The organism is Leptobacterium flavescens (assembly GCF_010671605.1).
Classification (GTDB): domain Bacteria; phylum Bacteroidota; class Bacteroidia; order Flavobacteriales; family Flavobacteriaceae; genus Leptobacterium; species Leptobacterium flavescens.
Map to the genome: position 1 here is coordinate 574,769 of NZ_JAABOO010000001.1, position 25,749 is coordinate 600,517.

26 protein-coding genes are annotated in these 25,749 nt (G+C 40.8%); 14 read left to right on the forward strand and 12 right to left on the reverse strand.

Annotated features, from left to right (window positions below):
- Window positions 1-272: 272 nt before the first annotated feature.
- The 8 genes from rpsU to GWK08_RS02630 all read right to left on the reverse strand — a co-directional run bounded on the left by rpsU (window position 273) and on the right by GWK08_RS02630 (window position 8,124).
- Window positions 273-467 carry a 30S ribosomal protein S21 gene (rpsU, locus tag GWK08_RS02595; RefSeq protein WP_163605343.1) on the reverse strand — a complete coding sequence of 65 codons (195 nt, stop codon included), beginning with the start codon at window positions 465-467 and terminating at the stop codon, window positions 273-275.
- A gap of 77 nt (window positions 468-544) precedes the next feature.
- Window positions 545-1,921, reverse strand: a complete 1,377-nt coding sequence (locus tag GWK08_RS02600; RefSeq protein ID WP_163605344.1) for an alpha-amylase — start codon at window positions 1,919-1,921, stop codon at window positions 545-547.
- 278 nt (window positions 1,922-2,199) lie between these two features.
- Entirely contained in the window at window positions 2,200-3,339 is a 1,140-nt protein-coding gene (locus GWK08_RS02605; RefSeq protein ID WP_163606285.1) for an acyl-CoA dehydrogenase family protein, read from the reverse strand.
- Between the two features lie 36 nt (window positions 3,340-3,375).
- Window positions 3,376-4,221, reverse strand: a complete 846-nt coding sequence (locus GWK08_RS02610; protein WP_394352000.1) for a ComEA family DNA-binding protein — start codon at window positions 4,219-4,221, stop codon at window positions 3,376-3,378.
- Window positions 4,222-4,247: 26 nt separating this feature from the next.
- Window positions 4,248-5,867, reverse strand: a complete 1,620-nt coding sequence (locus tag GWK08_RS02615; RefSeq protein WP_163605346.1) for an alanine/glycine:cation symporter family protein — start codon at window positions 5,865-5,867, stop codon at window positions 4,248-4,250.
- A gap of 92 nt (window positions 5,868-5,959) precedes the next feature.
- On the reverse strand, window positions 5,960-6,979 hold the full coding sequence (locus GWK08_RS02620; protein WP_163605347.1) for a potassium channel family protein: 1,020 nt from the start codon (window positions 6,977-6,979) through the stop codon (window positions 5,960-5,962).
- Window positions 6,980-6,981: 2 nt separating this feature from the next.
- Window positions 6,982-7,209 (reverse strand): PspC domain-containing protein, encoded by a 228-nt coding sequence (locus GWK08_RS02625; protein WP_163605348.1) that lies wholly within the window; start codon window positions 7,207-7,209, stop codon window positions 6,982-6,984.
- Between the two features lie 75 nt (window positions 7,210-7,284).
- Window positions 7,285-8,124, reverse strand: coding sequence for a M57 family metalloprotease (locus GWK08_RS02630; protein ID WP_204335985.1), 840 nt, complete (start codon window positions 8,122-8,124; stop codon window positions 7,285-7,287).
- Between the two features lie 139 nt (window positions 8,125-8,263).
- On the opposite strand from GWK08_RS02630, the gene GWK08_RS02635 reads away from it, so the two are divergent.
- Window positions 8,264-11,047 (forward strand): S8 family peptidase, encoded by a 2,784-nt coding sequence (locus GWK08_RS02635; RefSeq protein WP_163605349.1) that lies wholly within the window; start codon window positions 8,264-8,266, stop codon window positions 11,045-11,047.
- Here the strand turns inward: GWK08_RS02635 and GWK08_RS02640 are convergent.
- A complete protein-coding gene (locus GWK08_RS02640; RefSeq protein ID WP_163605350.1) occupies window positions 11,040-12,326 on the reverse strand; it encodes a DUF2851 family protein in 1,287 nt (428 codons plus the stop codon). The two genes, GWK08_RS02635 and GWK08_RS02640, sit on opposite strands and share 8 nt — an antisense overlap.
- A 48-nt stretch (window positions 12,327-12,374) precedes the next feature.
- Here GWK08_RS02640 and GWK08_RS02645 point away from each other — a divergent pair, with 48 nt between their 5' ends.
- Window positions 12,375-13,244, forward strand: coding sequence for a peroxiredoxin family protein (locus GWK08_RS02645; protein ID WP_163605351.1), 870 nt, complete (start codon window positions 12,375-12,377; stop codon window positions 13,242-13,244).
- 34 nt (window positions 13,245-13,278) lie between these two features.
- Here the strand turns inward: GWK08_RS02645 and GWK08_RS02650 are convergent, their stop codons facing one another.
- Genes GWK08_RS02650 through GWK08_RS02660 form a run of 3 tightly spaced genes read right to left on the reverse strand, consistent with a single transcriptional unit; the run spans window position 13,279 to window position 14,826 of the window.
- Window positions 13,279-13,590, reverse strand: coding sequence for a rhodanese-like domain-containing protein (locus GWK08_RS02650; protein WP_163605352.1), 312 nt, complete (start codon window positions 13,588-13,590; stop codon window positions 13,279-13,281).
- Window positions 13,591-13,647: 57 nt separating this feature from the next.
- Window positions 13,648-14,265: a thioredoxin family protein gene (locus tag GWK08_RS02655; protein ID WP_163605353.1), complete on the reverse strand. Its 618-nt coding sequence runs from the start codon at window positions 14,263-14,265 to the stop codon at window positions 13,648-13,650.
- A 6-nt stretch (window positions 14,266-14,271) separates the two neighbouring features.
- On the reverse strand, window positions 14,272-14,826 hold the full coding sequence (locus GWK08_RS02660) for a TlpA disulfide reductase family protein (RefSeq protein ID WP_163605354.1): 555 nt from the start codon (window positions 14,824-14,826) through the stop codon (window positions 14,272-14,274).
- A gap of 130 nt (window positions 14,827-14,956) precedes the next feature.
- Between GWK08_RS02660 and GWK08_RS02665 the strand changes: the two genes are divergently transcribed.
- From GWK08_RS02665 to trpA, 12 genes are all read left to right on the forward strand, one after another.
- On the forward strand, window positions 14,957-15,406 hold the full coding sequence (locus GWK08_RS02665) for a MarR family winged helix-turn-helix transcriptional regulator (RefSeq protein ID WP_163605355.1): 450 nt from the start codon (window positions 14,957-14,959) through the stop codon (window positions 15,404-15,406).
- 4 nt (window positions 15,407-15,410) lie between these two features.
- Entirely contained in the window at window positions 15,411-16,043 is a 633-nt protein-coding gene (locus GWK08_RS02670; protein ID WP_163605356.1) for an NAD(P)H-dependent oxidoreductase, read from the forward strand.
- Between the two features lie 37 nt (window positions 16,044-16,080).
- Complete coding sequence (locus GWK08_RS02675) at window positions 16,081-16,659, forward strand: YceI family protein (RefSeq protein ID WP_163605357.1); 579 nt, start codon at window positions 16,081-16,083, stop codon at window positions 16,657-16,659.
- A 417-nt stretch (window positions 16,660-17,076) separates the two neighbouring features.
- On the forward strand, window positions 17,077-18,477 hold the full coding sequence (locus tag GWK08_RS02680; RefSeq protein ID WP_163605358.1) for an anthranilate synthase component I family protein: 1,401 nt from the start codon (window positions 17,077-17,079) through the stop codon (window positions 18,475-18,477).
- A gap of 1 nt (window position 18,478) precedes the next feature.
- Window positions 18,479-19,045 carry an anthranilate synthase component II gene (locus tag GWK08_RS02685; RefSeq protein WP_163605359.1) on the forward strand — a complete coding sequence of 189 codons (567 nt, stop codon included), beginning with the start codon at window positions 18,479-18,481 and terminating at the stop codon, window positions 19,043-19,045.
- Between the two features lie 9 nt (window positions 19,046-19,054).
- Entirely contained in the window at window positions 19,055-20,047 is a 993-nt protein-coding gene (gene trpD / locus GWK08_RS02690) for an anthranilate phosphoribosyltransferase (protein WP_163605360.1), read from the forward strand.
- A complete protein-coding gene (gene trpC / locus GWK08_RS02695) occupies window positions 20,047-20,832 on the forward strand; it encodes an indole-3-glycerol phosphate synthase TrpC (protein ID WP_163605361.1) in 786 nt (261 codons plus the stop codon). The genes trpD and trpC overlap by 1 nt, the downstream gene beginning before the upstream one ends.
- 51 nt (window positions 20,833-20,883) lie before the next feature.
- A complete protein-coding gene (locus GWK08_RS02700; RefSeq protein ID WP_163605362.1) occupies window positions 20,884-21,501 on the forward strand; it encodes a phosphoribosylanthranilate isomerase in 618 nt (205 codons plus the stop codon).
- Window positions 21,502-21,528: 27 nt separating this feature from the next.
- Window positions 21,529-22,713, forward strand: a complete 1,185-nt coding sequence (trpB, locus tag GWK08_RS02705) for a tryptophan synthase subunit beta (protein ID WP_163605363.1) — start codon at window positions 21,529-21,531, stop codon at window positions 22,711-22,713.
- A gap of 1 nt (window position 22,714) precedes the next feature.
- Entirely contained in the window at window positions 22,715-23,821 is a 1,107-nt protein-coding gene (locus tag GWK08_RS02710; protein ID WP_163605364.1) for a carbohydrate-binding family 9-like protein, read from the forward strand.
- A complete protein-coding gene (locus tag GWK08_RS02715) occupies window positions 23,821-24,909 on the forward strand; it encodes a family 10 glycosylhydrolase (protein WP_163605365.1) in 1,089 nt (362 codons plus the stop codon). The genes GWK08_RS02710 and GWK08_RS02715 overlap by 1 nt, the downstream gene beginning before the upstream one ends.
- Window positions 24,902-25,666 carry a tryptophan synthase subunit alpha gene (gene trpA, locus GWK08_RS02720; RefSeq protein WP_163605366.1) on the forward strand — a complete coding sequence of 255 codons (765 nt, stop codon included), beginning with the start codon at window positions 24,902-24,904 and terminating at the stop codon, window positions 25,664-25,666. Before GWK08_RS02715 ends, trpA begins: the two co-directional genes overlap by 8 nt.
- The last annotated feature ends 83 nt before the right edge of the window (window positions 25,667-25,749 follow it).

A 25,749-nucleotide genomic window follows, 5' to 3' on the forward strand; every position in this document is an offset into this window, starting at 1 on the left:
AATAGATTTGTTAAATATTTAGTCGAATCTCCACATGTTTTAGTATTATCTTAACATATAATCAATATTTTAACATTTATTCTATATTATTATTAGATAAATAAACAAAAAGTTATGTTATTCACTTTTTAAGAAGAAAATTAACACAAGAATATCTGAATCCGGGTGAAAGAAGTAAGGAGGATTCTACAGGGCATAAAAAAACCGTCAGCAAACAAAGTTTTTACACTTTCTTTTCTAACGGTTGTATATTGTGGACAGAAAGAAATATTCTAGATCTCTTCCTGATCTCTCAAATGCTGAATGTATTGAGCTTTCTGAATTTGAGTTCTTCTCTGAACAGAAGGTTTTGTGAATTGCTGACGACTTCTAAGCTGACGCATAGTACCTGTTCTGTCAAACTTTCTCTTAAAACGCTTTAAAGCTCTATCTATATTTTCTCCTTCTTTTACTGGTATAATTAACATATCTTATCCACCTCCTCTCGTTTAGGACTGCAAAGATAATTGTTTTTCAAGAAATAAAAAGAAGAATATTCATTATTTTATTTTACCGACCAAACGGAATAACTTTTAGGAGGCACCTGTATCTTAACCCATTTTCCGGCCTGTGTTACCGGCTCCCAGTTTGAGTGTCCGGTATAGTCCTTTATTCTGGTATTGGACCAGTTGGTTTCTATCCATCTCTCCTGCCAGTGATCGGCATTATTAATGTATACGATCAAGCCCGGTCCGTTGTGCCCGTTCCTTCTGGCAATATATTCATTATCGTCTGTATAAAGAATAGATGTATTACCACTGGCCAGGTTATTATGTATCCAGATCAGGTTATTCAATCGTTCCTTATTGAGCCATTCTTCGTAATCCCTGTAAAAGACAGTAGGATACCCTTCATGAGTAAGTATATATGCATAAGCCAGCATCTTACCGTTAAAGATCTCATCGGTATCGTGATTGGTAACAAAAGTAACTGCTCTTTGGGCGTTTCGCTTCCACAGCATATCTTCATTCAGCTGATTCAGGTTATTCCCTTCAAAGGCATCTCTCATTCTGTAGTAGCAGGCAAAATCAAAAGCGGAAACCTCTGCCTGTCCGGCCCACCAATCGAGGGTAGCTGCATTTCCATCCCAGTACTCTCCTACCGAGAATCCGCCAACTTCATTTTTCCATTCCTTAACCACCCAGGGTTCAAATCCTTTTACATAATCGAATCTCCACCCGTCAAAGCCCATGGTATTCTTATAATATTTGGCTACGGAATTGGCATCTTTCCACAACCAGTCCTGCACATAGCTTTTATGATGGCATACATCTGCAAAACCTCCGAAAACTCCCGTATCGTTATTGTGGTAATCGTTCGGGTGGAAATCATAGGCGGTCCTGTTAAACATGCCGGATGCCGGATTGTAATCTGTATAGGTATCGCTATTGGTAAAAATATTGAATTCTGAATCTCCTCCGCTATTGTGGTTTATCACAATATCTGCAATCACACTTATATTGTGATCATGAGCGGTATTGATAAGCGACTGTAATTCTGTCTTGGACCCAAAACGGGTTTCTACCGATCCTTTCTGATCGAAATTCCCGAAATCAAAATAATCGAAGGGATCATAACCCATAGACATAGGGCCGTTAAGGGCTTTGGATACCGGCGGGAGCCAGATCGCATCTATCCCTGCACTTTGCCAGGAAGGGATCTTACTTTTCACCACATCCCACCAGGTTCCTCCGGCAGGAACATCCCAGTAGAAGGCCTGCATCATTACCTTGGATCCTACAGATAAATTAGAAGTAGTTGCGTTTGCTGCTACCAGTTCGTTCTGGACAGCACCAGATTCGGGCAGCGTTTCGTTGATGTCTTCATTATCACAGCTTATTATAGCAGCGGCGGCGATAAGAATTGAAAGTGTTTTTTTCATGTGTTTTTGTTTTTTTGCTTTTCTAAAAATGAGGCGCCTCATCTTTATAAATTCGCAATAGTTTCGTTAATTTCCTGACAATTTAGCAAAAAACACTTTCGGAAAAATAGACAGGTAAAAGCGAAAACGTTGTAGTTTTATAAAAAAAGGAAATACTACCATAAAACCATCGTTTCCCTGCCATTAAAACGCATTCAAAACTCTATTATGCTGATTTTCACCATAAAAAAACGCCGGAGATCATCCGGCGTTTTTCAGTATATATCTAAGATTAAATATTATTTCAGAATATTCCTTGAAATAACTAACTTTTGAATCTCGGTCGTTCCTTCCCCGATTGTACAAAGCTTAGAGTCTCTGTAAAATTTCTCTACCGGGAAATCTTTGGTATATCCGTAGCCTCCGTGTATCTGAACAGCATCGTTAGCCACTTTCACACATACTTCCGAAGCATACATTTTCCCCATCGCACCGATGGTAGTAACTTTTCTGTTGGTATTCTTTAAAAAGGCAGCTTTGTGCAATAGCAATTCGGAAGCTTCGATCTCCGTAGCCATATCGGCCAGTTTAAAAGAGATCCCCTGAAAACTGCTAATTGGCTTTCCGAACTGAACACGTTCTTTAGAATATTTAAGAGCAGCTTCATAAGCACCTTTGGCAATTCCCAGAGAAAGTGCCCCGATCGAGATCCTTCCTCCATCCAGTACTTTCATAGCCTGAACAAAACCATCTCCTACTTCTCCCAGTCTGTTTGCATCAGGTACTCGGCAATTATCAAATACCAATTCTGCAGTTTCGCTGGCACGCATTCCTAATTTATCTTCTTTTTTTCCACTGGAAAAACCTGGTGTTCCCATTTCAATTGCAAAGGCAGTCATTCCGTGTGAATCTCCTTTTTCTCCTGTTCTTACTATTACCACTGCAATATCTCCGCTTTTACCATGAGTGATAAAGTTTTTTGCCCCGTTAATGATCCAGTCATCTCCGTCCTTTACTGCTGTGGTATTCATTCCTCCGGCATCAGAACCTGTGTTGTGCTCTGTGAGCCCCCAGGCTCCTATCCATTCTGCTGTTGCCAGCTTGGGAAGCCATTTTCTTTTTTGCTCTTCGTTACCAAAAGTCAGGATGTGATTAGTACAAAGGGAATTATGAGCTGCCAATGACAGACCTATAGAAGGGTCTACTTTAGCAATCTCTTCAATAATAGCTATATATTCATGATATCCTAAACCGGATCCTCCGTATTCTTCCGGAACTAACACTCCCATAAAGCCCATCTCACCGGCTTTCTTAAAAACTTCAATGGGGAATTCCTGTGATTCATCCCATTTCATAACGTGAGGGCGGATATTTTGCTCCGCAAACTCTTTGGCAGAAGTCGCCACCATTTGTTGCGTTTCAGAATAATCAAAATTCATTTGTGTACCGAGATCTATCTCCATTTCTAAGCTCTTTTAATCAATTTTCAAATATAACCCAATTCTAGTAATTTTTTCTGCTGAAAAATCTTGAATTTTTGTTAATTCATTAATCGAATTAATCCGTCCAAACTTACTCCTGAAGCTAATTATTTTTTTCGCATCTTCATAATTAATATACGGAAGAGTCGTCAGATCCCGTAAGGAAATTGTATTGATATTTTGCTTTTTTATCTCCGGTAAACTCAACACTCTGAATTTTAGCAAAGTCCGTTCAACTACCTCCTTACGCAAGCCGTATACTTCATGCAATTGCTCATCCAATGAAAAACCTCCAAGGTAATTCCTGTATTTTATAATCCTTTCAGATAGCTTTAACCCTACCCCTCTTATCGTCTGCAATTCTTCCGCCTTAACCTGATTCAGGTCTTTGATCCGGATAACTTCCTTCTTTTTAGTGGCAACTGATGCACTTTTCCTGTTTTTCCTTTTAGGGAATCTAAAGTAGGGGCTGATCTCTTTTAGCAGGGAATCGGAAACTCCGGTTACCGATTGAAAGTCCCGGGCAGAATTCAAATATTTTCCACCGGTACGAAAACTGAACAGGCGATCTGTTTCTTCTACATCCATCCCCAGGGAATAGGCCCGGAAATCGGATATAAAATTCGGATTAAAACGATAAAAGATACTTTTTTTCTGCACGTTTTCCAAACGTTTCAGGGAATCCAGCCTGGATTCCAAAGCGAGCAGGTAAGCAGATCTAATGGAAGTCTCACTCTTAAAGCTCCGATAGTACAGTGTGCTTTGTATAGCGACAAGAAAGAGGAGTAAAAAGAAGATCCCACTTCGTTCCTGTTTGTTGAACACGAAGTGGGATCTCAAACTTCTCATTTTAACTGAGAATGTTGTTATTTTTTCAAGCCTCGTATAGCTCCCATATATTTACCGAGTTCTTCTCTTACTCTCGGGAATAAGAAGAATAAACCGATCATGTTAGGGAATACCAGGGCAAGGATCATTGCATCTGAAAACTTAATAACGGCGTTTAATGTTGTAGAAGCACCGATGATTACAAATGCAAGGAATAAAAGCTTATATGCCAAATCTGCACCTTTTCCTCTTCCGAAAAGATATTTCCAGGACTGTAATCCGTAGTAAGACCAGGAAATCATAGTAGAGAATGCAAACAATACGATCGCTACCGTTAATATCTTGGAGAAATGAGGAATTACAGAATCAAAAGCCAGGGATGTAAGTCCAACACCACCAACAGCTTCTCCTGTTGCATTTAAGATAACGTTTCCGCCACCATCTCCACCATAAGCAAAGATATCTCCGGAGTTATAGAAGATAACAACCAAAGCGGTCATTGTACAGATTACTACTGTATCAATAAACGGCTCCAGTAATGCAACTACTCCTTCAGATGCAGAATACTTTGTCTTAACCGCCGAGTGAGCAATTGCAGCAGAACCTGCACCTGCTTCATTCGAGAACGCAGCTCTCTGGAATCCTACGATCAGAACCCCAACCAATCCACCTAAACCGGCCATTGGTGTAAATGCTCCACTGATGATCATTCCAAAAGCATCATCTACGAAACTGAAGTTCGAGAAGATGATCACTAAACACGCAAGGATATAGATACCTGCCATAAAGGGAACGATCTTTTCCGTAACGTTTGCAATCCTTTTTATTCCTCCGATGATCACTACCGCAACAATAGCTGCCATGATCACACCGATCCAGAAACCATATGTTTCAAAAGAAATTCCTATTAAACCTGTTAACTGTGCTGCTGCCTGGTTAGACTGGAAAGCATTTCCTCCACCAAAAGAAGCTCCAACACACAAGATAGCGAACAGACCTCCCAGGATCTTCCCGAAAACTCCCATTCCTCTTTCTTTAAGTCCTTTAGACAGATAGTACATCGGACCTCCGTATACAGTTCCGTCTTCTCCCACATCTCTGTATTTTACCCCCAGGGTACATTCTACAAATTTGGAAGACATTCCTATCAAACCACAGACAATCATCCAAAAGGTAGCTCCGGGTCCTCCCAGGGCGATCGCCACTGCTACCCCCGCAATATTACCGAGACCAACTGTTCCGGAAACTGCGGTTGTTAATGCCTGGAAGTGACTTACCTCTCCTTCCTGGCTCTCATCTTTAATAGTTCCGATTACATCGCCATCAACAGCTAGATCCGATTTCTCGGCACCGTGATGATCCAATTCATCATATTTACCTCTAACGGTATTAATGGCCACCGGAAACAATCTTATGTTCGGGAATCTGAAATAGAGCGTAAAGAAGGTTGCACCCAAAACCAATAATAGTACAACGATCGGAATATCATATCCGAAGATCTTAATTGGAAAGGGATAAAGAACTTTGTGTTCCCACCAGTCTGCGATAGGTTGAAACCATCGGTCAATTCGCTGTCCCAATCCTAAATTTTCTGCCTCCTGCGCAAAAGTGATAACCGGTATCATTAATGTAAAGATGAAAAGAAGATATTTCTTCATAATATGTAGTTTGATGTTAATTTTAAAGATAGTTTAAGTTTAAGCAGCCGCCAATATCCTAAAAAAATAAGTGGAAATCAAATTTTTGGTTGTTAAATGTAATTTTCCGGAATGTGGAACATTTCATTGAGTTTCTTTATCTGCTCTGGCCTCCCGAGGACCATAAGTTTTGATTTTGGAAGTAGTTGTGTCTCTCCTTCCGGATTCACAATATAGGTTCCGGAAGGGGCTTTATAACCTATAACGGTACAGCCCGTTTTCTTTCTGAGATCCAGATCAATGATCGATTTATATTGATAATCTTTAGGCAGGTCTTCGATCGCTACTTCTTCCAGGTTGATGGTGTTTTCTCCTTCTATCGAAAGCTGGTCCATAAATTCTATCAGATCCGGCAAAACCACCAGTGAAGCCATATGATCTCCCCCGATCTTATCGGGCATAATGATCTTATCTGCCCCGGCCAGTTTAAGTTTGCGCTGGGAAGCTTCCTGGGAAGCCCGGCTAATGATAGACATATCTTTATTAAGCTGACGGGAAGACAATACCACAAAAAGATTATCCGCGTCGTTGGGTAAAGTAGTTATCAGGCAGGCAGCACGTTCGATCCCCGCTCTCTGAAGAGTTTCATCTTCATTGGCATTTCCTTCGATAAAAAGAATATCCTCCCCGCTTTTTTCGATAACCTCTCTGTCGTTCTCAATAACCAGAAAGGGGCGCCTGTAAGCTTTTAACTTAACTGCAGCCTGTCTTCCATTCCTGCCGTAACCACATATAATAATATGATCACTTAAGTGATTAATCTTTTTTTTCATCTTTCTGATTTTTAATTGTTGAAAGGAACTTCTTGAGATCAGGTATTCCGTTATGACCGATATTGCGTACGCAAAAATAAATACGCTCGAAACTATCAGGATAATCGTAAATATCTTGGTCCCGTCGTCAACCGGTTGCACCTCCCTGAACCCAACCGTGGTAATAGTTATTATGGTCATATAAACCGAATCTATCCAGGAGAAACCCGAAAAGAATCTATATCCAAATACACCAAGCAGAAAAACAACCAGCAATAGGCTTATTGCTGTATAGAATTTGGATTTATAGAGTTTATGCATAGTTACAGATCAAAAACTGAGGTTCTTTTGGTATATACCAGATCTTTAAGTTTTAACCAGAATGCCAGGGTGAGATATACGGCAAACCAGGCGCCGAAAGTGGCAAATGAGACGTATATAAAAAACAATCTCACATTTTTGGCTTTCATTCCCAGGCGATCGGCCAGCCTGGAAGAAACTGCAAAGCCGTGTTTTTCGAAGAAATAGCGTAAATCGTTCATCATCTTCATATGACAAATTTGATGATTTTTTGCGAATAAAAAAAGCCGCTTTTCAGCGGCTTCTTATAATATTTATCGTATGAATTAATATACGGTAGTCAATGCAGTTTGATCTCCGGATGTAAACGGACGATCCGTACCGCTGCTACAAGCCAGCATCCAGGATCCGTTTTCAGGACCTGCAGGAGTTCCGGGGATAAATATAGCACCTACACCGGCATCTCCTTCATCACCTCCCTGACCACAGCTAAAAGAGCGATCAAAAAAGTCGGTGTGACGGAAACCGATCGCATGCCCAATTTCGTGAGCGATCACGGTAACCACATCTGCAGGAACACCTCCTCTACGCGGATTGTAAACCGCAGAATTAAGGATAATAGGTGTTGCAGGGTTTCCGGCTGCATCAGGGAATCCGGCGCTCTGCCCGAGGATAATATTTCCTCTTACTCTTCCCAGTCTTTCTGCTAAAATATCGATATCAGCTCCCGGAGCATTAGCACGCTGGAAGGTAAGATCGAGATTTAAAGCATTAAAACGGTCCAGTGCTTCGTCAAAAGCTGCCTGTACATCAGATCTTGTAAATCCGTCATCAAAGTAAATGTTAAGCACCCTCGGTGTACTAACAATATTGTTAGTTCTGTAGTGCTCTGTGTTTACTTCGTTTCCGTTGTCAACAGATCTTCTTGGTGCTAAATTGGCAATGTCCTCGTCTGTCAAAAAGATATCTCTTTCAACCAAATAACCTTCTTCCCCCCTCATAGTGGTGGCAATAAGATCGTCAGTGTTGAAACCAAGAGCCCGAAGTTCTGCAGCAACTTCTTCGTTGACGGCCTCATTATCGGCACTGTCATTGGTACAGGAAATAAACATGGTAATAGACATAGCTGTCGCACCAGCAAGCGATAATAACTTACTTTTTCTCATAATTAAATTTATAGTTTTGATGGTTAATAATTAATTATTCATTAGAATTTTGGCCAATATATTAGTTTTTTCACATTAAAAATGCATTTTTTATAAAAAATCGATAAATTGCACTCAAAAAAATTAACCTGCTATAGCAATGATGAAGTACGTTATTTCCCTCTTGTTTATTATAGGGCTTATATCCAAAGGGTTGTCACAGGAATCTCTCCCTCATGCCTTTTTAAAAAGTGCCAGTAAAATAGAATTTCAGCAAATACCAGGAGGGTTTTACCTCATAAAAAGTACGGATATTAAACAGTTTTGTATTAAAAATAAAGCAGAGCTGATCCAAAAACATCAGGGTAATTTTTATGTGATAAAGACCACTCAGAACATTACACTTTCTTCTTCTGATGTTTTTTTTGAAATAGATAACAAATGGAAGCTGGCACCCGCTCTTCTTTCGGAATATCAGGAAGGATTGCCGAGATCCAGGCGAAAGAAAACACGGGTTTCCGTTCATACTTTAAACAAAGACGTTTTTAAGTCGGGATGGATATACAACTACCGGAATAATTATGTGGTAGATGTTACTCCTGCAGAACTGGAGCAACTACTGGAAAATGAAAACGTAAGCCGTATAGATCTTTACCGAAGACCAAGAGTGGAGACTCCGGTTGTTGAGAACGATATCAGTGTAAACAGGATCAACAAGGTGCATCGCCTCTATCCGGAAATTAACGGAGAAGATCTGGTTGTTTCGGTTAAGGAATTACTATTTGATGTAAACGATATAGATTTCAGGAACCGGATCCGACTGGTAGGAACCGAAGCGGAAGAGACCGAACAACACGCTTCCCTTATCGGAACAGTGATCGGAGGAGGCGGAAATTCTTCTTCACGCGGACGTGGAGTAGCTAATGCCGTTACGCTAAGCTCCTCCAGTTTTTTACAATTATTCCCAGACGATGAGCAGATATTAAGCAGTAATTCCATCTCGGTACAGAATCACTCTTATGGGGTGGGAATAGATAATCAATATGGTAATGAAGCAGCAGCTTATGATACGAATACAAATACCCTTCCTACCATATTGCATATTTTCTCTTCCGGTAACAGCGGGAACCTGACCTCAGAAAATGGCCCGTATGCCGGGATCCCGAATTTTGCCAATCAGACCGGGAACTTTAAAATGGCTAAAAACATAATTACCGTGGGTGCCATAAATCGTGATGGTGTGATTGATGAGCGGAGCTCCAGGGGTCCTGCCTATGATGGAAGGGTAAAACCCGAAATGGTTTCCTATGCTCCGGGAGGAACATCAGATGCCGCTGCACTGGTTTCCGGAACCGCTATATTATTGCAACAACAATATCAGGAAAACAACAATCAACTCCCTCCCTCTTCTTTGGTAAAAGCAGTATTAATTGCCGGGTCTGATGATGTCGGACCGGTTGGAATAGATTTTCTGTCGGGATACGGGAATTTAAATGCAGGGCAGAGCATAGAGATCATGAGGAACGATCTTTTTATTGAGGACAGGATCGCTGCAAGCGAATCAAAAGATTTTGTGATCAGTGTTCCTGCCAATACCAGTCTGCTCAAAATTGCACTTACATGGAATGATCCCGCGGCAAATCCCGGAGACCAAACTGCATTGGTAAACGATCTGGATATGAGTCTCAACAACGGAGGGAATACCTGGTTACCCTGGGTTCTGAACTCTAATGCAGATATCAATTTGCTTTCTCAACAGGCACAGCGGGCCGAAGACCACCTCAACAATGTAGAATTTATCACACTTGATAATCCGGCAGCAGGAAGTTACACCATCACCATAAACGGTACTGATATTGCAGGAAACGGGCAGGATTTTTCAGTAGCTTATCAATTCATTGCATCTGATGAGTTCAGTTGGTCCTTCCCTACTTCTACTGATGCACTTGAAAGTAATATTGAAAATATTGTACGATGGGATAACAGTTTTTCGGAAAGTACCGCAACCCTGGAGTACAACCTCAACGATACCGGATGGCAGCTCCTTGACGATCAGGTGGATCTCCAGAGTGACCTGTTCAGATGGCCTGTTGAAGATATTGGTGGAAGTGCGCGCCTCAGAATGACGGTAGGTAATCAGCAGTTTGAATCGGAGAATTTTGGTATTTCTCCCGAATTGCTTCCGCGGGTACTGTTTAATTGCGACGAAGAGTTGCTACTCGGATGGAGTGAAGTACCCAACGCCACTGCCTATAATGTACGTTTTCTGGATGATCGTTATATGGAGATCACTCAAACAGTAACCGATACCACCGCCCTTCTGGTCAAAGCCGATTTTCAGGAATCCTTCTTTTCCGTAGAGGCTGTCTTTGACGATGTACAGGGAAAAAGAGGAAGAGCGATAGATTACGAATTACAGGGAGTAGACTGTTATTTCAGTAATTTCTTTGCTTTCCTGGCGGATGACAGTTTTGTGAGTACAACTCTTAATTTGAGTACTTCCATCAATGTAAGCCAGGTGATCTTTGAAAAAACTAACGGAGGGAACACAGAAACCATTGCTGTTTTTGATCCGCCCTTTGAGGAACTTTCACTTAGTTTTGACGATCCGAATTTGATAAGCGGCACCAATACCTATCGTGCCACCATTATCCTGGAAGACGGAACCCGCATACAAACAGATCCTGCCGAAATTTTTATTCCTATGGAAAATACATTGATCCTGTTCCCCAATCCGATAAGTGCGGGAAGCGATCTGAACGTAATCTCTATAGGAGCCGATCAGACTTTTGAGATTGTGGATCTTAGCGGACGCGTGGTTGAAAAAGGAGAGATCTCCTTTATCAATGAACTAGTGGATATTGAACTGAGGCCAGGGTTTTACATCTTCAGGACCATAAGGGACGGAAGGACTGTCGAAGCCCGTAAATTCATTGTTAATTAGCAGATCTGTTCAGGATCGTATTCCCAATATTGCAGCTAAGGCATCTGTTTTTACTGCAATACTCATCATAAAGTTGTATAAACGCCTGACTATCTTTGGCCGAAGCCGATTCCAGATGAAGGCGATCGAATCTGTTGGTAATACTATTCTTTTCCGCTTTAAGGGAAGCAATTAATTTAAGAAAAGTGTCGTTCTCCTCTTTTCCCATACTCTTTGCATAACAGAATTTAAGGGGTATTACGGTATTGATGATCAGCAGGGAAATAAATTCTTTGGATAATTTTTTATCTGAAGAAGCGGATTCTTTTCCGAAAGTATAGTGATCCTTCCAGTAAACCGATGCTGATACGCGGAACAGTTCGAAAAAATCATCTGTCGTATTGCAGCGAAGGATCTCTGAAAACAAATTCCGGTGTTTGTGATACAAACCGGCAAACTGGGAAAGCCGGATTGTCGGGAAATTTACCGGTCTCAATCTAAAAAAAACTGGGCCGGAACTCAATTCATAAAGGGAATTGAATTTTCGCTTTATATAGTGGTATTCCTTTTTTAGAGATGTACGATAATCGTCATCAATATCCTCTTCCTTCTCCAGAAAACCGGCAACTCCGAACAAAAGTGCTTCCAGGGAAAACACCTTATGTTGAAGTTTACGAACGATATTAAAATCTATGATAGCTGACATCTGATAAAAAGCCTGTCCGTTTATTTTCAAACCGAAATTCTTAAGCAGCATTCTAAAAAGGACTGCTTCCCAATCATTATGAGTATCTTCCAGTTCCTGCATAATAAATGCCGACTTCTGTTCCAGTCTTTCGATATAAAGACGCTCTTTCCAGCTCTCCAGAATAAATTTATCCGTGTTGACTATCTGCTTCTCACAATTAATAAAACTCTTTCCTTTTTTAAAAAGCCATTCATAGTTGGAAAGCAGATGTTCCTCCACCCGGTTCTTTAATTCCAGAGTGGGGATAATACTGTTATCCGACCGGAAAATAGCTATATCGTCTTCCCAGACCACGTGCAGGATCACATTGTCATAAGCCTTATCTTTTTGGTGATGGTGGGCATACCAATCGGAAGACCTTAGGTGAATTTCAACATTTCCGGCCCACAACTGATCATCCAAAGATATCTTTGCATTGAAAAAATCAGGCCCGGAATTGTGATTGTGTACTCCTACCGAAAAAATTTGAAGTCGCTCACCACGGGTTGTATATAAATTTGTATTTTCAAAGCGTCCAAACTTCCACAAGTAATGTAAAAACTCCTCTTTCATTACAAAATCAAGACTTAATTTACATTAAAAATAAAAATAATCTTACAAATGATGATTAATTTTATTAAATCCCTCTTTATAAGCTTATTCCCTGTGTTTGGGTTATACGTCTTTATAGATTGTATTCTGAACCTTTTGTCGGACAGTTTTTTACTGGGGAATTTCGGAAGGATGCTCTGTGCTCTTGGTATTATCGTCTTTTTTGCGGCATTATTCCTGAAACCCGTAGCCAGAACGGAAAGAATTCCTGTCTCTTATACCCTTTTTATTGTTTTGACCTTTCTATTCAGTATGGTTAGCGATGTTACCGAAAGGAATGTAACAATTAGCCATAGTCTGGTAAGCCTCCTGCTGTTAACGGGATGGTTCGTTTATCTCTGGTGGTATTCGTCTTTTGATGAAAGGGAGCAGGCCGAGATCTCGGTTGGAAGGTCCCTGCCCGAATTCTTTCTGGAGGATACCCATAAAAACGAGGTTCCCTCATCATCTTTTAAAGGCAAACCTTCCATTTATATATTTTACAGGGGAAACTGGTGCCCCTTGTGTATGGCACAGATCAGTGAGGTGGCCCAACAATACAGGGAACTGGAAAAACACGGAGCGCAGGTTGTTCTGATAAGTCCTCAACCTCACAAGTACAGTGCTTCGCTTGCCCGGAAATACGATCTGGGTTTTCATTTTATGGTGGATAGAAATAACAAGGCTGCAGAACTGCTTAACATTCACAGTGTAAACGGTATTCCTGCCGGATTTCAGTTGCTGGGTTATCAGAGCAATACGGTTATGCCTACCGTAATAATTACAGATAAACAGGGAAAGGTAATCTTTGCCGATCTGACCGATAACTACAGAGTGCGCCCGGAACCGGAGACTTTTTTGAGGGTGTTACACACTCTTAACAACAAAAATGCCCGCTAAAAGCAGGCATTTTATTCTTTCTGATATTTGACAATTACTCTGCAATCTCACCTTCCCATTCCATAAATCCGCCTTCCAGGTTATAAGTATTTTCAAACCCTAACTGATTCATGATGGTACAGGCCTGTCCGCTTCTGTTACCGGACCTGCAGTAGATATAGTAATTTTTGGATTTATCGAGCTTCTGAATTTCCTCCATAAATCCCTGTCCTAAATAAATATCTATATTGGTTGAATTCGGAATATATCCCTCTTCAACTTCTTCGGGAGTTCTGACATCCAGAATAAACGCATTAGCATCTTTTTCCAGTTGTTCTACCCACTCTTCTTGTGTAAGATCTGCCATTATAAATTTTTGCGTCAAAAATAAACAATAAAAGTTTCAAAACCATTCAGCTATTCATCAAACTTTAATGGAACACCCGATAGCTTTTGTACTATTGATCTTTATTTCTTTTCCATCCAGCATGGCTTCGATGGCATCTTCTACATATTTGGTTTCTACAGCTTCAGCATCCTGATAATTATCATCGATAGCTCCGATATATCTCACCTTATTTCCTTTGGTTGTTTTTTCCAGTAAAAACACATGAGGCGTACGGGTTGCTCCGTATTGAGGATATACTTTTTGTCCTTCATCCAGTAAATATGGGAAGGTGAAGCCCTTCTTCTCTGCTCTTTTGATCATCTTCTCAAAACTATCTCCGGGCTGTACCTTAGGATTGTTAGGGTTGATGGCAACAACAGGAACTCCTTTAGTCTTATACTTTTTATCCAGAGCAATGATCCTGTCTTCATAGGCCTTGGCATATGGACAGGTATTACAGGTAAAAATAACAAGGTAACCTTTTGCATCATTAAAATCTGCCAGGGATACCATTTTCCCGTCAATATTTTTCAAACTAAAATCGGAGGCATAATCCCCAACTTTATAACCGTCTTCATAACTAAACGAATCTTTAGTGAATGAACTCGCTATTACTACAAGTAACAGCAGTATTACGCTTTTAATAGGTTTCATTTGATGTTATTTTAAAAATTGTTGAACTGTATTTTCTAATTCTTCGTATTCAAAAGATCTTTCGTAAAATTCCCTTTTATCCTTATTGTAGATCAGGGTTGCCGGAATAGCCCCGGACCAATCTTCATTTACTTTAGGGATCCAGGTATTTTGTTTCGGATCATCAAGGGCTACAACTCTCGATTGTAATCCCCTTTTCTCAATAAAAGGGATAAGATGTGATTTGTACATCTTGGGAAAATCCATACTTACCAGGATCACTTCCACCTTTTTGTTTTTGTATTCTGCGTTGATCTTTTCAAAATAAGGCAATTCCTTTATACACGGTTTACACCAGGTTGCCCAAAAATTAATTATATAGGTTTTATCGTCTTTCTTATTTAACAAAGGCTCCAGGCCATCAAAATTGTAAACAGCCACAGATAAACTATCTTCAGCCAACACCTCTTTGGGTTCCAGCAGGGATACATCTTCTTTATTTTCGGCCTTTTCCGGCTTACTATCCTCTGTTTTACAGCTAATTAAAAATACGAAAAATGCGAATATATATAGCCTTTTCATGATCATTATTTATAAAGTAAAAATATGCATCCTCAATTGCTGCCGTGCATTTTTAACAAAAAATTATCACTTAAACAGGGATGGAAAATAAAAATAAACATACATTTGTCTATACAAATATTGTATAAACATGAATGTAAAGCAATACTTGAAAACCACAAAGGAGATCCCTCTTAAAAAGGAGACCTTAATTCACCTTATCCTTATTCATAACAGGATCAAAGAAGCGGTTAGTGAGGTATTGAAACCCTTCGATATCTCCATTCAGCAATACAATGTTTTAAGAATACTCAGGGGGCAAAATAAAAAGCCGGCCAATCTGAGTACCATTAACGAAAGAATGGTAAGTAAGATGAGTAACACGACCCGTCTTGTCGATAAACTGATCTCGAAAGGCTTGGTGGACAGATCTGTATGCCCTACTAACAGGAGAAAAGTAGAGATCCTGATCACTAATGACGGACTGGACGCTCTTGCTAAAATGGATGAAGCAGTTGACGGTGCAGAAGATTTTCTGACCGGCGACTTTAATGATAACGAGCTTAAGACGCTCAATGCACTTTTAAATAAATTTAAATAATTACATGAACGAGTATATTGAAAGCCTCCGTTGGAGGTATGCGACCAAGAAATTTGACAACCAAAAAAAGGTATCTGAGGAAGATTTGAATACCCTAAAAGAAGCGATACGTTTAACGGCTTCTTCTTACGGGCTTCAGCCCTATCGCATCCTGATCGTTGAGGATCCGGAAATAAGAAAAGAACTGCAACCTGCTTCCTGGGGGCAAACCCAGATAGTAGATGCGTCTCACCTTATAGTATTTTGTACTGAAAGGGAAGTAAACGACGATTTTATAGACCACTATCTCGAAAACATAAGCAGTACCCGGAAAGTGGCTATTGAGGATCTCAAGGATTACGGCAATTTTATGAAATCCAAGATCACTCCCCTCGATCCGGATGTTAAACAGAACTGGAGCACAAGACAGGCTTATATTGCCCTGGGTAATCTTCTGTCTGCTGCAGCTCAGCTTAAAATAGACAGCTGCCCGATAGAAGGTTTCTCTCCGGAAAAATACGACGAGATCCTCGGATTAAAGGAAAAGGGGCTTTCATCTGTTGTAGTGGCTGCCATTGGTTACCGCTCTCAGGAAGATCAGACCCAGCATTTCGCCAAAGTGCGAAAACCGGCACAGGAGTTATTTATAACTATATAAACCCTCAATTGAACATTAACATTAAACAAAAAGGAAAATGAAAAACAAAGTAGTAAAAATTGCATTGACTCTGGTAGTAGCCTTTAGTACTCTTGCATTCACATCGGCTATTGCAGATAAAAAAGAAATCAAGGCAGATAAAAGTAAGATTACCTGGAAAGGATATAAAGTAACCGGTTCTCACGAAGGGACCATTGCTCTGAAAAGCGGTTTCTTTAATTTTGACGGTGATAAGCTGGTTGGAGGTGAATTTGAAGTAGATATGACTTCCCTTACCAGTACGGATCTTTCCGGAAAGTATCAGGCTAATCTTAACGGTCACCTGAAGTCTGACGATTTCTTTGGTGTTGAGAATTTCCCAACTGCTAAACTGGTGATCAAAAAAGCTAAAGCTAACGGTAAAAATTCCTATAAAGTTACAGGAGACCTTACCATCAAGGGAAAAACAAATCCAATTGCTTTCGATCTTTCGGTTTACGGAAGTAAAGCTACTGCTTCGTTAAAAGTAGACAGAGCCAAGTACGATATCAGATATGGTTCTGGAAGTTTCTTTGATAATTTAGGAGATAAAACAATCTACGACGAGTTCGATCTTGTGGTAGATCTTCAATTCTAAGTATCAAATGATTAATAGCGATGAAAAGCCCTGACATTAATGCCAGGGCTTTTCTATTGAACGGATAATTTGTCAAAAGCATTGTTAGAACCACTTTATTATCAATTTTCAACCAACCATCCGGAATAAATATTGAATATGTCGTGCCTGTATGATACTTTATTTGTTATATAAGACACAATAAAAAAGAAAAGGTTTAAAAATTTTATAAAAGCATTTTTCGATCGAAAAATATTTTTATCTTTGGCTCAATAATTTTGAAAAATGAATCAAATTTTAAACAATAACTGGTGGTGGTGCTTACGAAATTCCAAAGTCGTGAGTTAAAACACCTATAGTATAGTTTAAAAGTAAAACATACAAAAGGCTTGTCAGATCACGACAAGCCTTTTTTTATTTTAATCAGGAAAGATCAGCATGAAAAAGTACCAATTAAAGACACATTACAAAAAAATACTGGCCGATACTATTACTCCGGTAAGTGTTTACCTTAAAATACGGGATAAATTCCCCAACAGCCTGTTGTTGGAAAGTAGTGATTACCACGCCAACGACAACAGTTTTTCCTATATCTGCAGCAATCCCATCGCATCGATAAAAATTGAAAACGAAACGGTTGTTCAGACCTTTCCCGACGGGAGCGTAGAAAGAGAAGCTATAGGCCCGGATACTGATGTTCCGGGAATCATTACGGCTTTCTCTTCCCGATATAATGTGGAGTCCAATGATTTTAAGTTTATCAATAACGGGCTCTTTGGTTATATAGCCTATGATGCCGTCAGGTATTTTGAGGATGTAGAGGTAACGAAAAAAGAAGAAAGTCTGAATATTCCGGATGTTTACTATGCGGTCTATCAGAATATCATTGCCATTAATCATTTTAAGAATGAGGCATACATTTTTGCACATTGCTATGAAAGAGAGAATAATATCCAGGAAATTGAGCAATTACTGCATGTAAAGAACTTTGCTTCCTATAATTTTTCCCGTGAAGGCGAAGCCACTTCCAATCTACGGGATGAGGAATACAAAGAGCATGTAGAACTGGCTAAAAAGCATTGCTTTAGAGGAGATGTTTTTCAGCTGGTATTGTCAAGGCGATTTTCTCAAACTTTCAAAGGGGATGAATTTAATGTATACAGGGCTCTTCGCTCTATAAATCCATCCCCTTATTTATTTTATTTTGATTACGGCGACTTTAAGATCTTCGGTTCTTCTCCTGAAGCACAATTGGTTGTTAAAGACAGACAAGCCGAAATACACCCGATTGCCGGAACCTTTAAACGTACAGGGAATGACCTTCAGGATGCCGAACTGGCCAATCAGCTTGCGGTAGATGAAAAGGAGAATGCAGAACACGTAATGTTAGTAGACCTGGCCCGTAACGACTTAAGCCGGCATGGAAGTTCGGTAAAGGTTGAAACCTACAGAGAGGTACAGTTCTTCTCTCATGTAATACATTTGGTATCTAAAGTAACAGGGCAAATGCACGACGATACGAATACCATGCAGGTAGTAGCTGATACTTTTCCTGCGGGAACATTGAGCGGAGCCCCTAAGCATATGGCGATGCAGCTCATTGAACGCTATGAAAAGTGCAACAGGGATTTCTATGGAGGAGCCATCGGGTTTATGGATTTTAAAGGGAATTTTAATCACGCCATTATGATCCGTACTTTTTTGAGTAAAAATCATCAGCTTCATTATCAGGCGGGAGCCGGACTCGTATCCGAATCCAATCCTGAACTGGAGCTACAGGAAACATATAATAAATTGGGCGCCTTGAATAAAGCGCTGGAAATTGCTGAAACTATTTAAGATGACAAAAGTATTAGTAATAGACAACTACGACAGTTTTACCTATAACCTGGTACACTACCTGGAAGACCTGAACTGTGACGTGACCGTAAAAAGAAATGATCAGCTAAGCCTTGAAGAGGTTGAAGCTTTCGATAAGATCGTATTATCTCCCGGTCCCGGGATCCCGGAAGAAGCCGGACTTTTAAAGGCGATAATAGAAAAATACGCTCCTACCAAAAGTATTTTTGGGGTATGTCTGGGACAGCAGGCCATTGGTGAGGTTTTCGGAGGAACACTTATCAATCTGGACGAGGTATATCACGGTGTTGCCACAAAAGTAAATATCACTGCTCAGGATGAATCGCTGTTCGACGGTCTTAACAATGAAATAGAAGTCGGAAGATATCATTCATGGGTGGTAGATCCGGAATTACCCGAAACACTGGAAGCCACTTCCTTTGATGAGAACGGGCAGGTAATGTCTATCAGGCATAAGAGCTACGATGTAAGAGCGGTTCAATATCATCCGGAATCCGTACTTACTCCCGATGGAAAAAAAATACTGGAAAACTGGTTGAAGTCTTAAAAAAAGAAGATGAAAGAATTATTAAACAGGCTTATCAGCCATGAAACGATCTCCAAGGAAGAAGCCAGGAATGTATTGGTCAATATATCCAAGGGAGAATATAACACCAGTCAGATTGCAGCTTTCCTGACCGTTTATATGATGAGAAGCATTACCATAGAAGAACTGGAAGGTTTCAGGGATGCTCTGTTGGAATTGTGCATTCCGATAGATCTTAACGGTTATGATGCCATAGATCTTTGTGGTACCGGAGGGGACGGAAAAGACACTTTTAATATCTCTACCCTGGCGTCGTTTGTAACAGCCGGTGCCGGAGTTAATGTTGCCAAACATGGGAATTATGGAGTATCCTCTAAATGTGGTTCCAGTAATGTAATGGAACATCTCGGGATTAAATTTTCCAGTGAAGCGGATTTCCTCAAACAATCTATGGATAAGGCGGGGATCTGTGTATTGCACGCTCCTCTTTTTCACCCGGCAATGAAAAATGTAGCTCCTATCCGCAGGGAACTGGGAGTAAAAACTTTTTTCAATATGCTGGGCCCCATGGTAAACCCTTCCTTTCCAAAGAATCAGATCGTTGGGGTTTTTAACCTGGAGCTGGCCAGGATGTACGGCTACCTCTATCAGAACACCGATAAGAATTTTACAGTTCTCCACGCTTTGGATGGTTATGATGAGATCTCACTGACGGGAAATACCAAAACCATTTCCAACAATACGGAAGGAATGATCAAACCTGAGGATTTCGGGCTCAGTGCGCTTTCACAGTCGCAGATTGCCGGAGGAAGTACCGTGGAAGAATCCGCCGGTATATTTATGAAGGTTCTTGAAGGTAAAGGAACCGAAGCTCAGAACAATGTTGTCTGTGCCAATGCCGGGATGGCCATCGCCACGGTAAAAGGACTGGGGCCTAAAGAAGGTTTTGAATTGGCAAAAGAATCCCTTCTGTCCGGGAAAGGTTTAAACGCATTAAAAACACTGCAGGAATTAAGCGCATAATGAATATACTGGATAAAATAGTAGCAGATAAACGCAAGGAAGTAGCCTTAAAGAAAAGTATTGTTCCTGTTTCTCAACTGGAAGCTTCTGCCCTCTTCGGCAGGGAAACAAATTCCCTTGCCACTGCATTGCGAAATAGTAATACAGGTATTATAGCCGAACACAAGCGTCGTTCTCCTTCCAAATCGGTCATCAACCAGAAAGTAAGTGTGGAAGAAGTGGCCCTGGGTTATGAAAAAGCAGGGGTTTGCGGAATGTCGGTGCTTACAGACGGGAAATATTTTGGAGGATCCCTGGAAGATCTCCTGTTGGCAAGAGCTTCGGTAAACACACCCTTGCTGAGAAAGGAGTTTATTATTGATGAATATCAATTGATAGAAGCCAGGGCTTACGGAGCAGATGTTATCCTTCTGATTGCTGCTGTGTTGAGCAGAGAGGAAATAAAAACCCTTTCGGAAACCGCCAAAAGCTTGGGTCTTGATGTTCTGCTCGAGGTTCACAATGAGGAGGAACTTCATAAATCGGTAATGCCAAGCCTGGATATGCTGGGAGTGAACAACAGGAATTTAAAAACTTTTGAGGTAAGTATAGAAACCAGTAAAACCCTGTCTTCTGTTATCCCGGACGATTTTGTAAAAGTATCGGAAAGCGGGATCAGCAATGTTGAAGCCATCAGGGAATTACAGCAATTCGGGTATAAAGGCTTTCTTATAGGAGAGAACTTTATGAAAACGGAGCACCCTGGTAAGAGTGCGGTAGAATTTATCAATGATTTGAAAAATTAAACCCAAAATACCATCCCTGCGAAGGCAGGAATGACAATAAAAAAACAACAAATGAAACTAAAAGTATGCGGAATGAAATACCGGGATAATATCGAAGCTGTAGTGCGCCTACAGCCGGATTATCTGGGTTTTATTTTCTGGGAAAGATCCAGTCGCTTTTTTGATGGAGAAATGCCGGAAGTACCGTCGCATATTAAAAAAACAGGGGTTTTTGTCGACGCGAGCTATGAGGAGATCACAGATAAGGTAAACCGATATGACCTGCACGCAGTTCAATTACACGGTAATGAGACTCCCGATCTTTGTAAAAAACTCAAGGGAGACAATCTCGAGGTAATCAAGGTGTTCTCTATCAAGGATCATTTTGATTTTTCCCTTCTGCAACCTTATGAAGATGTATGTGATTATTATTTATTCGATACCAAAGGAAAACTTCCGGGAGGAAACGGATATGGTTTCGATTGGACCATCCTTAATCAGTACCCTTCCAAAAAACCTTTCTTTCTAAGTGGAGGGATCGGACTTGATGAAGTGGAAAATGTGAAGAGGATCCTGAAAACCGATTTGCCGATCTATCTCATTGATGTAAATAGTAAATTTGAAACGGCTCCCGGTCTAAAAGAGGAAAAAGACATTAAAAAGTTTAAAGAACAACTTGCTATTGAATAGGCAATAGCTGAAACAAAATATTTGCAAATGAAAACTTATCACGCAGACGAAAAAGGCTATTACGGAAAATTTGGCGGTGCCTATATTCCGGAGATGCTTTATCCGAATGTTGAAGAATTGCGCCAACGATACCTGACCATCATGAACGAAGCATCTTTTAAGGATGAATTCGATCAGTTGCTAAGAGATTATGTCGGGCGTCCTTCTCCCCTTTATTATGCAAAACGTTTATCGGAAAAATACAATTCCCGTATCTATCTGAAGCGGGAAGATCTGAATCATACAGGAGCGCATAAGGTAAACAACACCATAGGTCAGATACTAATGGCCAAGCGTCTGGGTAAAAAAAGGATCATTGCCGAAACCGGTGCCGGCCAACATGGGGTAGCTACAGCTACAGTCTGTGCCCTGGCGGGAATAGAATGTATTGTGTATATGGGAGAGATCGATATAAAACGTCAGGCTCCCAATGTGGCGAGGATGAAAATGCTCGGTGCTAAAGTGGTTCCCGCTACTTCAGGAAGTAAAACCCTGAAAGATGCCACCAACGAAGCGATCCGGGATTGGATCAATAACCCGATAGATACTCATTATATTATCGGTTCTGTAGTAGGGCCTCACCCCTATCCCGATATGGTTGCCCGTTTCCAGTCGGTGATCTCCGAAGAGATCAAATGGCAGTTAAAGGAAAAAGAAGGTAAGGAAGATCCGGATTACGTCATTGCCTGTGTAGGTGGTGGAAGTAATGCTGCCGGAGCCTTTTATCATTTCCTGGATAATGAAAAAGTAGGGCTTATTGCGGTAGAAGCTGCCGGAAAGGGAATACACAGCGGAGAAAGCGCTGCAACCAGTGTTCTGGGGAATGACGGGATCATTCACGGAAGCAGGACCCTGCTGATGCAAACCGAAGACGGCCAGATTACCGAGCCTTATTCTATTTCTGCAGGCCTGGATTACCCCGGAGTAGGTCCGTTGCACGCACATTTGTATGAAAGTAAACGCGCAGAATTTATCTCAATAACCGATGACGAAGCTATGACTTCCGGCCTTGAATTATGCCAGCTGGAAGGGATCATCCCGGCAATAGAGAGTTCTCATGCTCTCGCTGCTCTTCAGCAAAAAGAGTTCGGAGCAGATGATATAGTGGTTATTAACCTTTCGGGGAGAGGAGATAAGGATCTGAATACTTATATTGATTATTTTAAATTGTAAAATGTCTCAATACCCGAAATATTTTATTTTCCTTTTCTCATTGATCTCCTGTGTTGCGGTTTATGCTCAGGAGGCCATAAATGTTCGTCTTGAATCCGGAAAAGATATCGTTAGTCCGAAGACCTATGTCATTCATAAAACTTCCGGTTCGATTACGATAGATGGGAAAGCTGATGAAAAAGACTGGATAAACACTCCGTATACCGATGCTTTTATAGATATTGAAGGGCATAAAAAACCAAAATATGACACCAGGGTCAAAATGTTGTGGAGCGACACTTATTTATATGTGTATGCAAAGCTTACCGAAGATCACATCTGGGGGACACTGAAAAAGAGGGATACAGTCATCTTTTACAATAACGATTTTGAAGTATTTATTGATCCATCAAACGATACTCACGATTACGGGGAGATCGAGATCAATGCATTAGGGACCGTTTGGGACCTTCTTTTAAACAAGCCCTACAGATCAGGTGCCAAGCCCAATACCCATTGGAATCTGAACGATCTGAAAACGGCTGTTTATCTGGATGGCACTTTAAATGACCCATCCGATACGGATAATTTCTGGGCGGTGGAAATGGCCATCCCCTTACGGGCCTTTGCCGAGCTAAAGAACAGACCGAGGACCATTCCGAAGGACGGAGAACAATGGCGGATCAATTTTTCAAGGGTTCACTGGGATTTCGATCTTAACAAGAACCGTTACAGCAGGAAAAAAGTAAACGATAAATACGCTCCGGAATACAATTGGGTCTGGAGTAACCAGGGAGTCATCAATATGCATGAGCCCGAAAAATGGGGGTATGTGCAGTTTTCGGATAAACTCCCGAATGAAAAAGTAGTTTTCCAACAGAAGGATCCCGTTCATTTAAGGCAGGTCTCCTATGCGCTTTACCGCAAGGTTTCCAGAGGATCCCTAAAAGAACTCCTGAAGAACAAGACAGGATATACAACAGAGATCATCCCTGTTACGGAAGGGAATAAAACATATAAAGCAACTTTTATAAAAACATATTCCGGTTTTAATCTGATGGTCACAGAAATACAGAAGAATATCAGCTGTATTATCAGAGAGGACGGTTATTCTAAAATTATTAAATAATGAAAAAAATATACCTGCTTTTAATTTCTGTCAGCCTGCTTTCCTGCGGGAAAAAAGAGAGTACTCCGGCACCTTTAGAGCAACAACCGGATGATTTTGTTTTTGCCACCTGGGTAGGAGGCGGAGCATCTTTTGATAAGGATATCTGGGATCAGAAACTGAGCTATTACGATTCTCTGGGTATTAGTGAAATTCTTGTACAGGCCAATGCAGATTATCTTAAAAACCTTATCCCCCTTGCAAAGGAAAAGAACATAAAAGTACATGCCTGGATGTGGACGCTTAACAGACCGAACGATACAATTGCCAATAAACATCCCGACTGGTATGCGGTAAATCGCAAAGGGCAGAATTCCCTCGAGTACAGGGCTTATGTGGATTACTATCAGTGGTTGAGTCCGTTTCATCCCGAAGCCAGGGCATATATTAAAAGCAATGCGGAAAAGCTTATGGAACTTGAGGACCTGGCATCGGTACATCTCGATTACGTACGCTATCCGGACGTGATACTCGGAGCTGATCTTCAGCCCAAATACGGCCTGGTACAGGATCATGAAATGCCGGAATACGATTATGGATATCATCCTATAGCCCGGGAAGGTTTTAAAAAGATCTTCGATAAGGACCCTGTAGATTTTAAAAATCCCGAACTCTCAACAGAATGGAGGCAGTATCGCTTAAATGCGGTAACCAGCCTGGTTAACGAGATCGTAGAAATTGCGCATAGCAAGAATAAAAGAGTAACGGCTGCCGTTTTTCCGTTTCCTGAAATGTCAAGGCAGATGGTACGTCAGGCCTGGAATGACTGGAAGCTGGATGCAGCCTATCCCATGTTATACAACAACTTTTATCGTGAAAACGTAAACTGGATAGGATTTGCTACGGCACAGGGAGTTAATGATGTGGAATTTCCGCTTTATTCCGGTTTGTATTCTCCCGCATTAAAAGATCCCGAAGATCTGGAAAAAGCTATCCGTTTAGCGAAAAAGGAAGGCGCCAGAGGGATCTCCATTTTTACTGCTGATAACCTCAGCAAAGAACAACAAAGCGTTTTTGTCAAACTCAAGAATAGCATTTCTCATGAATAGGATCAATCAAAAATTAGAAGAAAACAAAAAACTTTTATCCATATACTTTACAGCGGGATATCCTTCCGTTAACGATACGGTTTCCATTTTAAAGGAGCTTGAAAAAAGCGGAGTGGATATGGTTGAGATCGGACTACCCTTTTCCGATCCGCTGGCAGACGGGCCCACCATACAGGAGAGTTCCACGCTGGCATTAAAAAACGGGATGACCACCGACCTGCTTTTTGAACAGCTAAAAGACATCAGGGAATCGGTTTCCATTCCGCTGATCATCATGGGGTATTTTAATCCGATGATGCAATATGGGGTGGATAAATTTTGCCAGAAATGTGCAGAGATCGGTATTGACGGATTGATCATTCCCGATCTGCCGGTAGATGTTTATCACGATCAGTTTCAGGCCATCTTCGAAAAACACGGCCTGATCAATGTATTCCTGATAACGCCTCAAACCAGTGAAGAACGCATCCGCTTTATCGATTCGATCTCCAGCGGATTTATATATATGGTAAGCTCTGCCAGTACTACCGGGGCCAAAAACACCTTTGGAGAAGATCAGAGCAGTTATTTCGAGAAAATAGCTGCGATGAATCTTAAAAACCCGCAGATCGTAGGTTTCGGGATCTCCAATGCAGAGACCTTTAATCAGGCTACCAAAAAAGCCAAAGGAGCCATAATCGGTTCGGCTTTTATCAAATATATCAGTGCAAATCCGCCGGAAAAAATAAGCGATTTTGTGGAGGGTATCCGTTCATAAACGGAAGCATTCAGGGCATTTTTCTTTTAGATTCATAAAACTTTCTTAACAGAAAGAACCATCTGTTAAAATTTATCTAAATT

Bases quoted from the DNA above. Each gene is read 5' to 3' on its own strand.
- rpsU (WP_163605343.1), bottom strand. From the start codon at position 467: ATGTTAATTATACCAGTAAAAGAAGGAGAAAATATAGATAGAGCTTTA.
- GWK08_RS02600 (WP_163605344.1), bottom strand. From the start codon at position 1,921: ATGAAAAAAACACTTTCAATTCTTATCGCCGCCGCTGCTATAATAAGC.
- GWK08_RS02605 (WP_163606285.1), bottom strand. From the start codon at position 3,339: ATGAATTTTGATTATTCTGAAACGCAACAAATGGTGGCGACTTCTGCC.
- GWK08_RS02615 (WP_163605346.1), bottom strand. From the start codon at position 5,867: ATGAAGAAATATCTTCTTTTCATCTTTACATTAATGATACCGGTTATC.
- GWK08_RS02620 (WP_163605347.1), bottom strand. From the start codon at position 6,979: ATGCATAAACTCTATAAATCCAAATTCTATACAGCAATAAGCCTATTG.
- GWK08_RS02625 (WP_163605348.1), bottom strand. From the start codon at position 7,209: ATGAAGATGATGAACGATTTACGCTATTTCTTCGAAAAACACGGCTTT.
- GWK08_RS02630 (WP_204335985.1), bottom strand. From the start codon at position 8,124: ATGAGAAAAAGTAAGTTATTATCGCTTGCTGGTGCGACAGCTATGTCT.
- GWK08_RS02635 (WP_163605349.1), top strand. From the start codon at position 8,264: ATGATGAAGTACGTTATTTCCCTCTTGTTTATTATAGGGCTTATATCC.
- GWK08_RS02640 (WP_163605350.1), bottom strand. From the start codon at position 12,326: ATGAAAGAGGAGTTTTTACATTACTTGTGGAAGTTTGGACGCTTTGAA.
- GWK08_RS02645 (WP_163605351.1), top strand. From the start codon at position 12,375: ATGATGATTAATTTTATTAAATCCCTCTTTATAAGCTTATTCCCTGTG.
- GWK08_RS02650 (WP_163605352.1), bottom strand. From the start codon at position 13,590: ATGGCAGATCTTACACAAGAAGAGTGGGTAGAACAACTGGAAAAAGAT.
- GWK08_RS02655 (WP_163605353.1), bottom strand. From the start codon at position 14,265: ATGAAACCTATTAAAAGCGTAATACTGCTGTTACTTGTAGTAATAGCG.
- GWK08_RS02660 (WP_163605354.1), bottom strand. From the start codon at position 14,826: ATGAAAAGGCTATATATATTCGCATTTTTCGTATTTTTAATTAGCTGT.
- GWK08_RS02665 (WP_163605355.1), top strand. From the start codon at position 14,957: ATGAATGTAAAGCAATACTTGAAAACCACAAAGGAGATCCCTCTTAAA.
- GWK08_RS02670 (WP_163605356.1), top strand. From the start codon at position 15,411: ATGAACGAGTATATTGAAAGCCTCCGTTGGAGGTATGCGACCAAGAAA.
- GWK08_RS02675 (WP_163605357.1), top strand. From the start codon at position 16,081: ATGAAAAACAAAGTAGTAAAAATTGCATTGACTCTGGTAGTAGCCTTT.
- GWK08_RS02680 (WP_163605358.1), top strand. From the start codon at position 17,077: ATGAAAAAGTACCAATTAAAGACACATTACAAAAAAATACTGGCCGAT.
- GWK08_RS02685 (WP_163605359.1), top strand. From the start codon at position 18,479: ATGACAAAAGTATTAGTAATAGACAACTACGACAGTTTTACCTATAAC.
- trpD (WP_163605360.1), top strand. From the start codon at position 19,055: ATGAAAGAATTATTAAACAGGCTTATCAGCCATGAAACGATCTCCAAG.
- trpC (WP_163605361.1), top strand. From the start codon at position 20,047: ATGAATATACTGGATAAAATAGTAGCAGATAAACGCAAGGAAGTAGCC.
- GWK08_RS02700 (WP_163605362.1), top strand. From the start codon at position 20,884: ATGAAACTAAAAGTATGCGGAATGAAATACCGGGATAATATCGAAGCT.
- trpB (WP_163605363.1), top strand. From the start codon at position 21,529: ATGAAAACTTATCACGCAGACGAAAAAGGCTATTACGGAAAATTTGGC.
- GWK08_RS02710 (WP_163605364.1), top strand. From the start codon at position 22,715: ATGTCTCAATACCCGAAATATTTTATTTTCCTTTTCTCATTGATCTCC.
- GWK08_RS02715 (WP_163605365.1), top strand. From the start codon at position 23,821: ATGAAAAAAATATACCTGCTTTTAATTTCTGTCAGCCTGCTTTCCTGC.
- trpA (WP_163605366.1), top strand. From the start codon at position 24,902: ATGAATAGGATCAATCAAAAATTAGAAGAAAACAAAAAACTTTTATCC.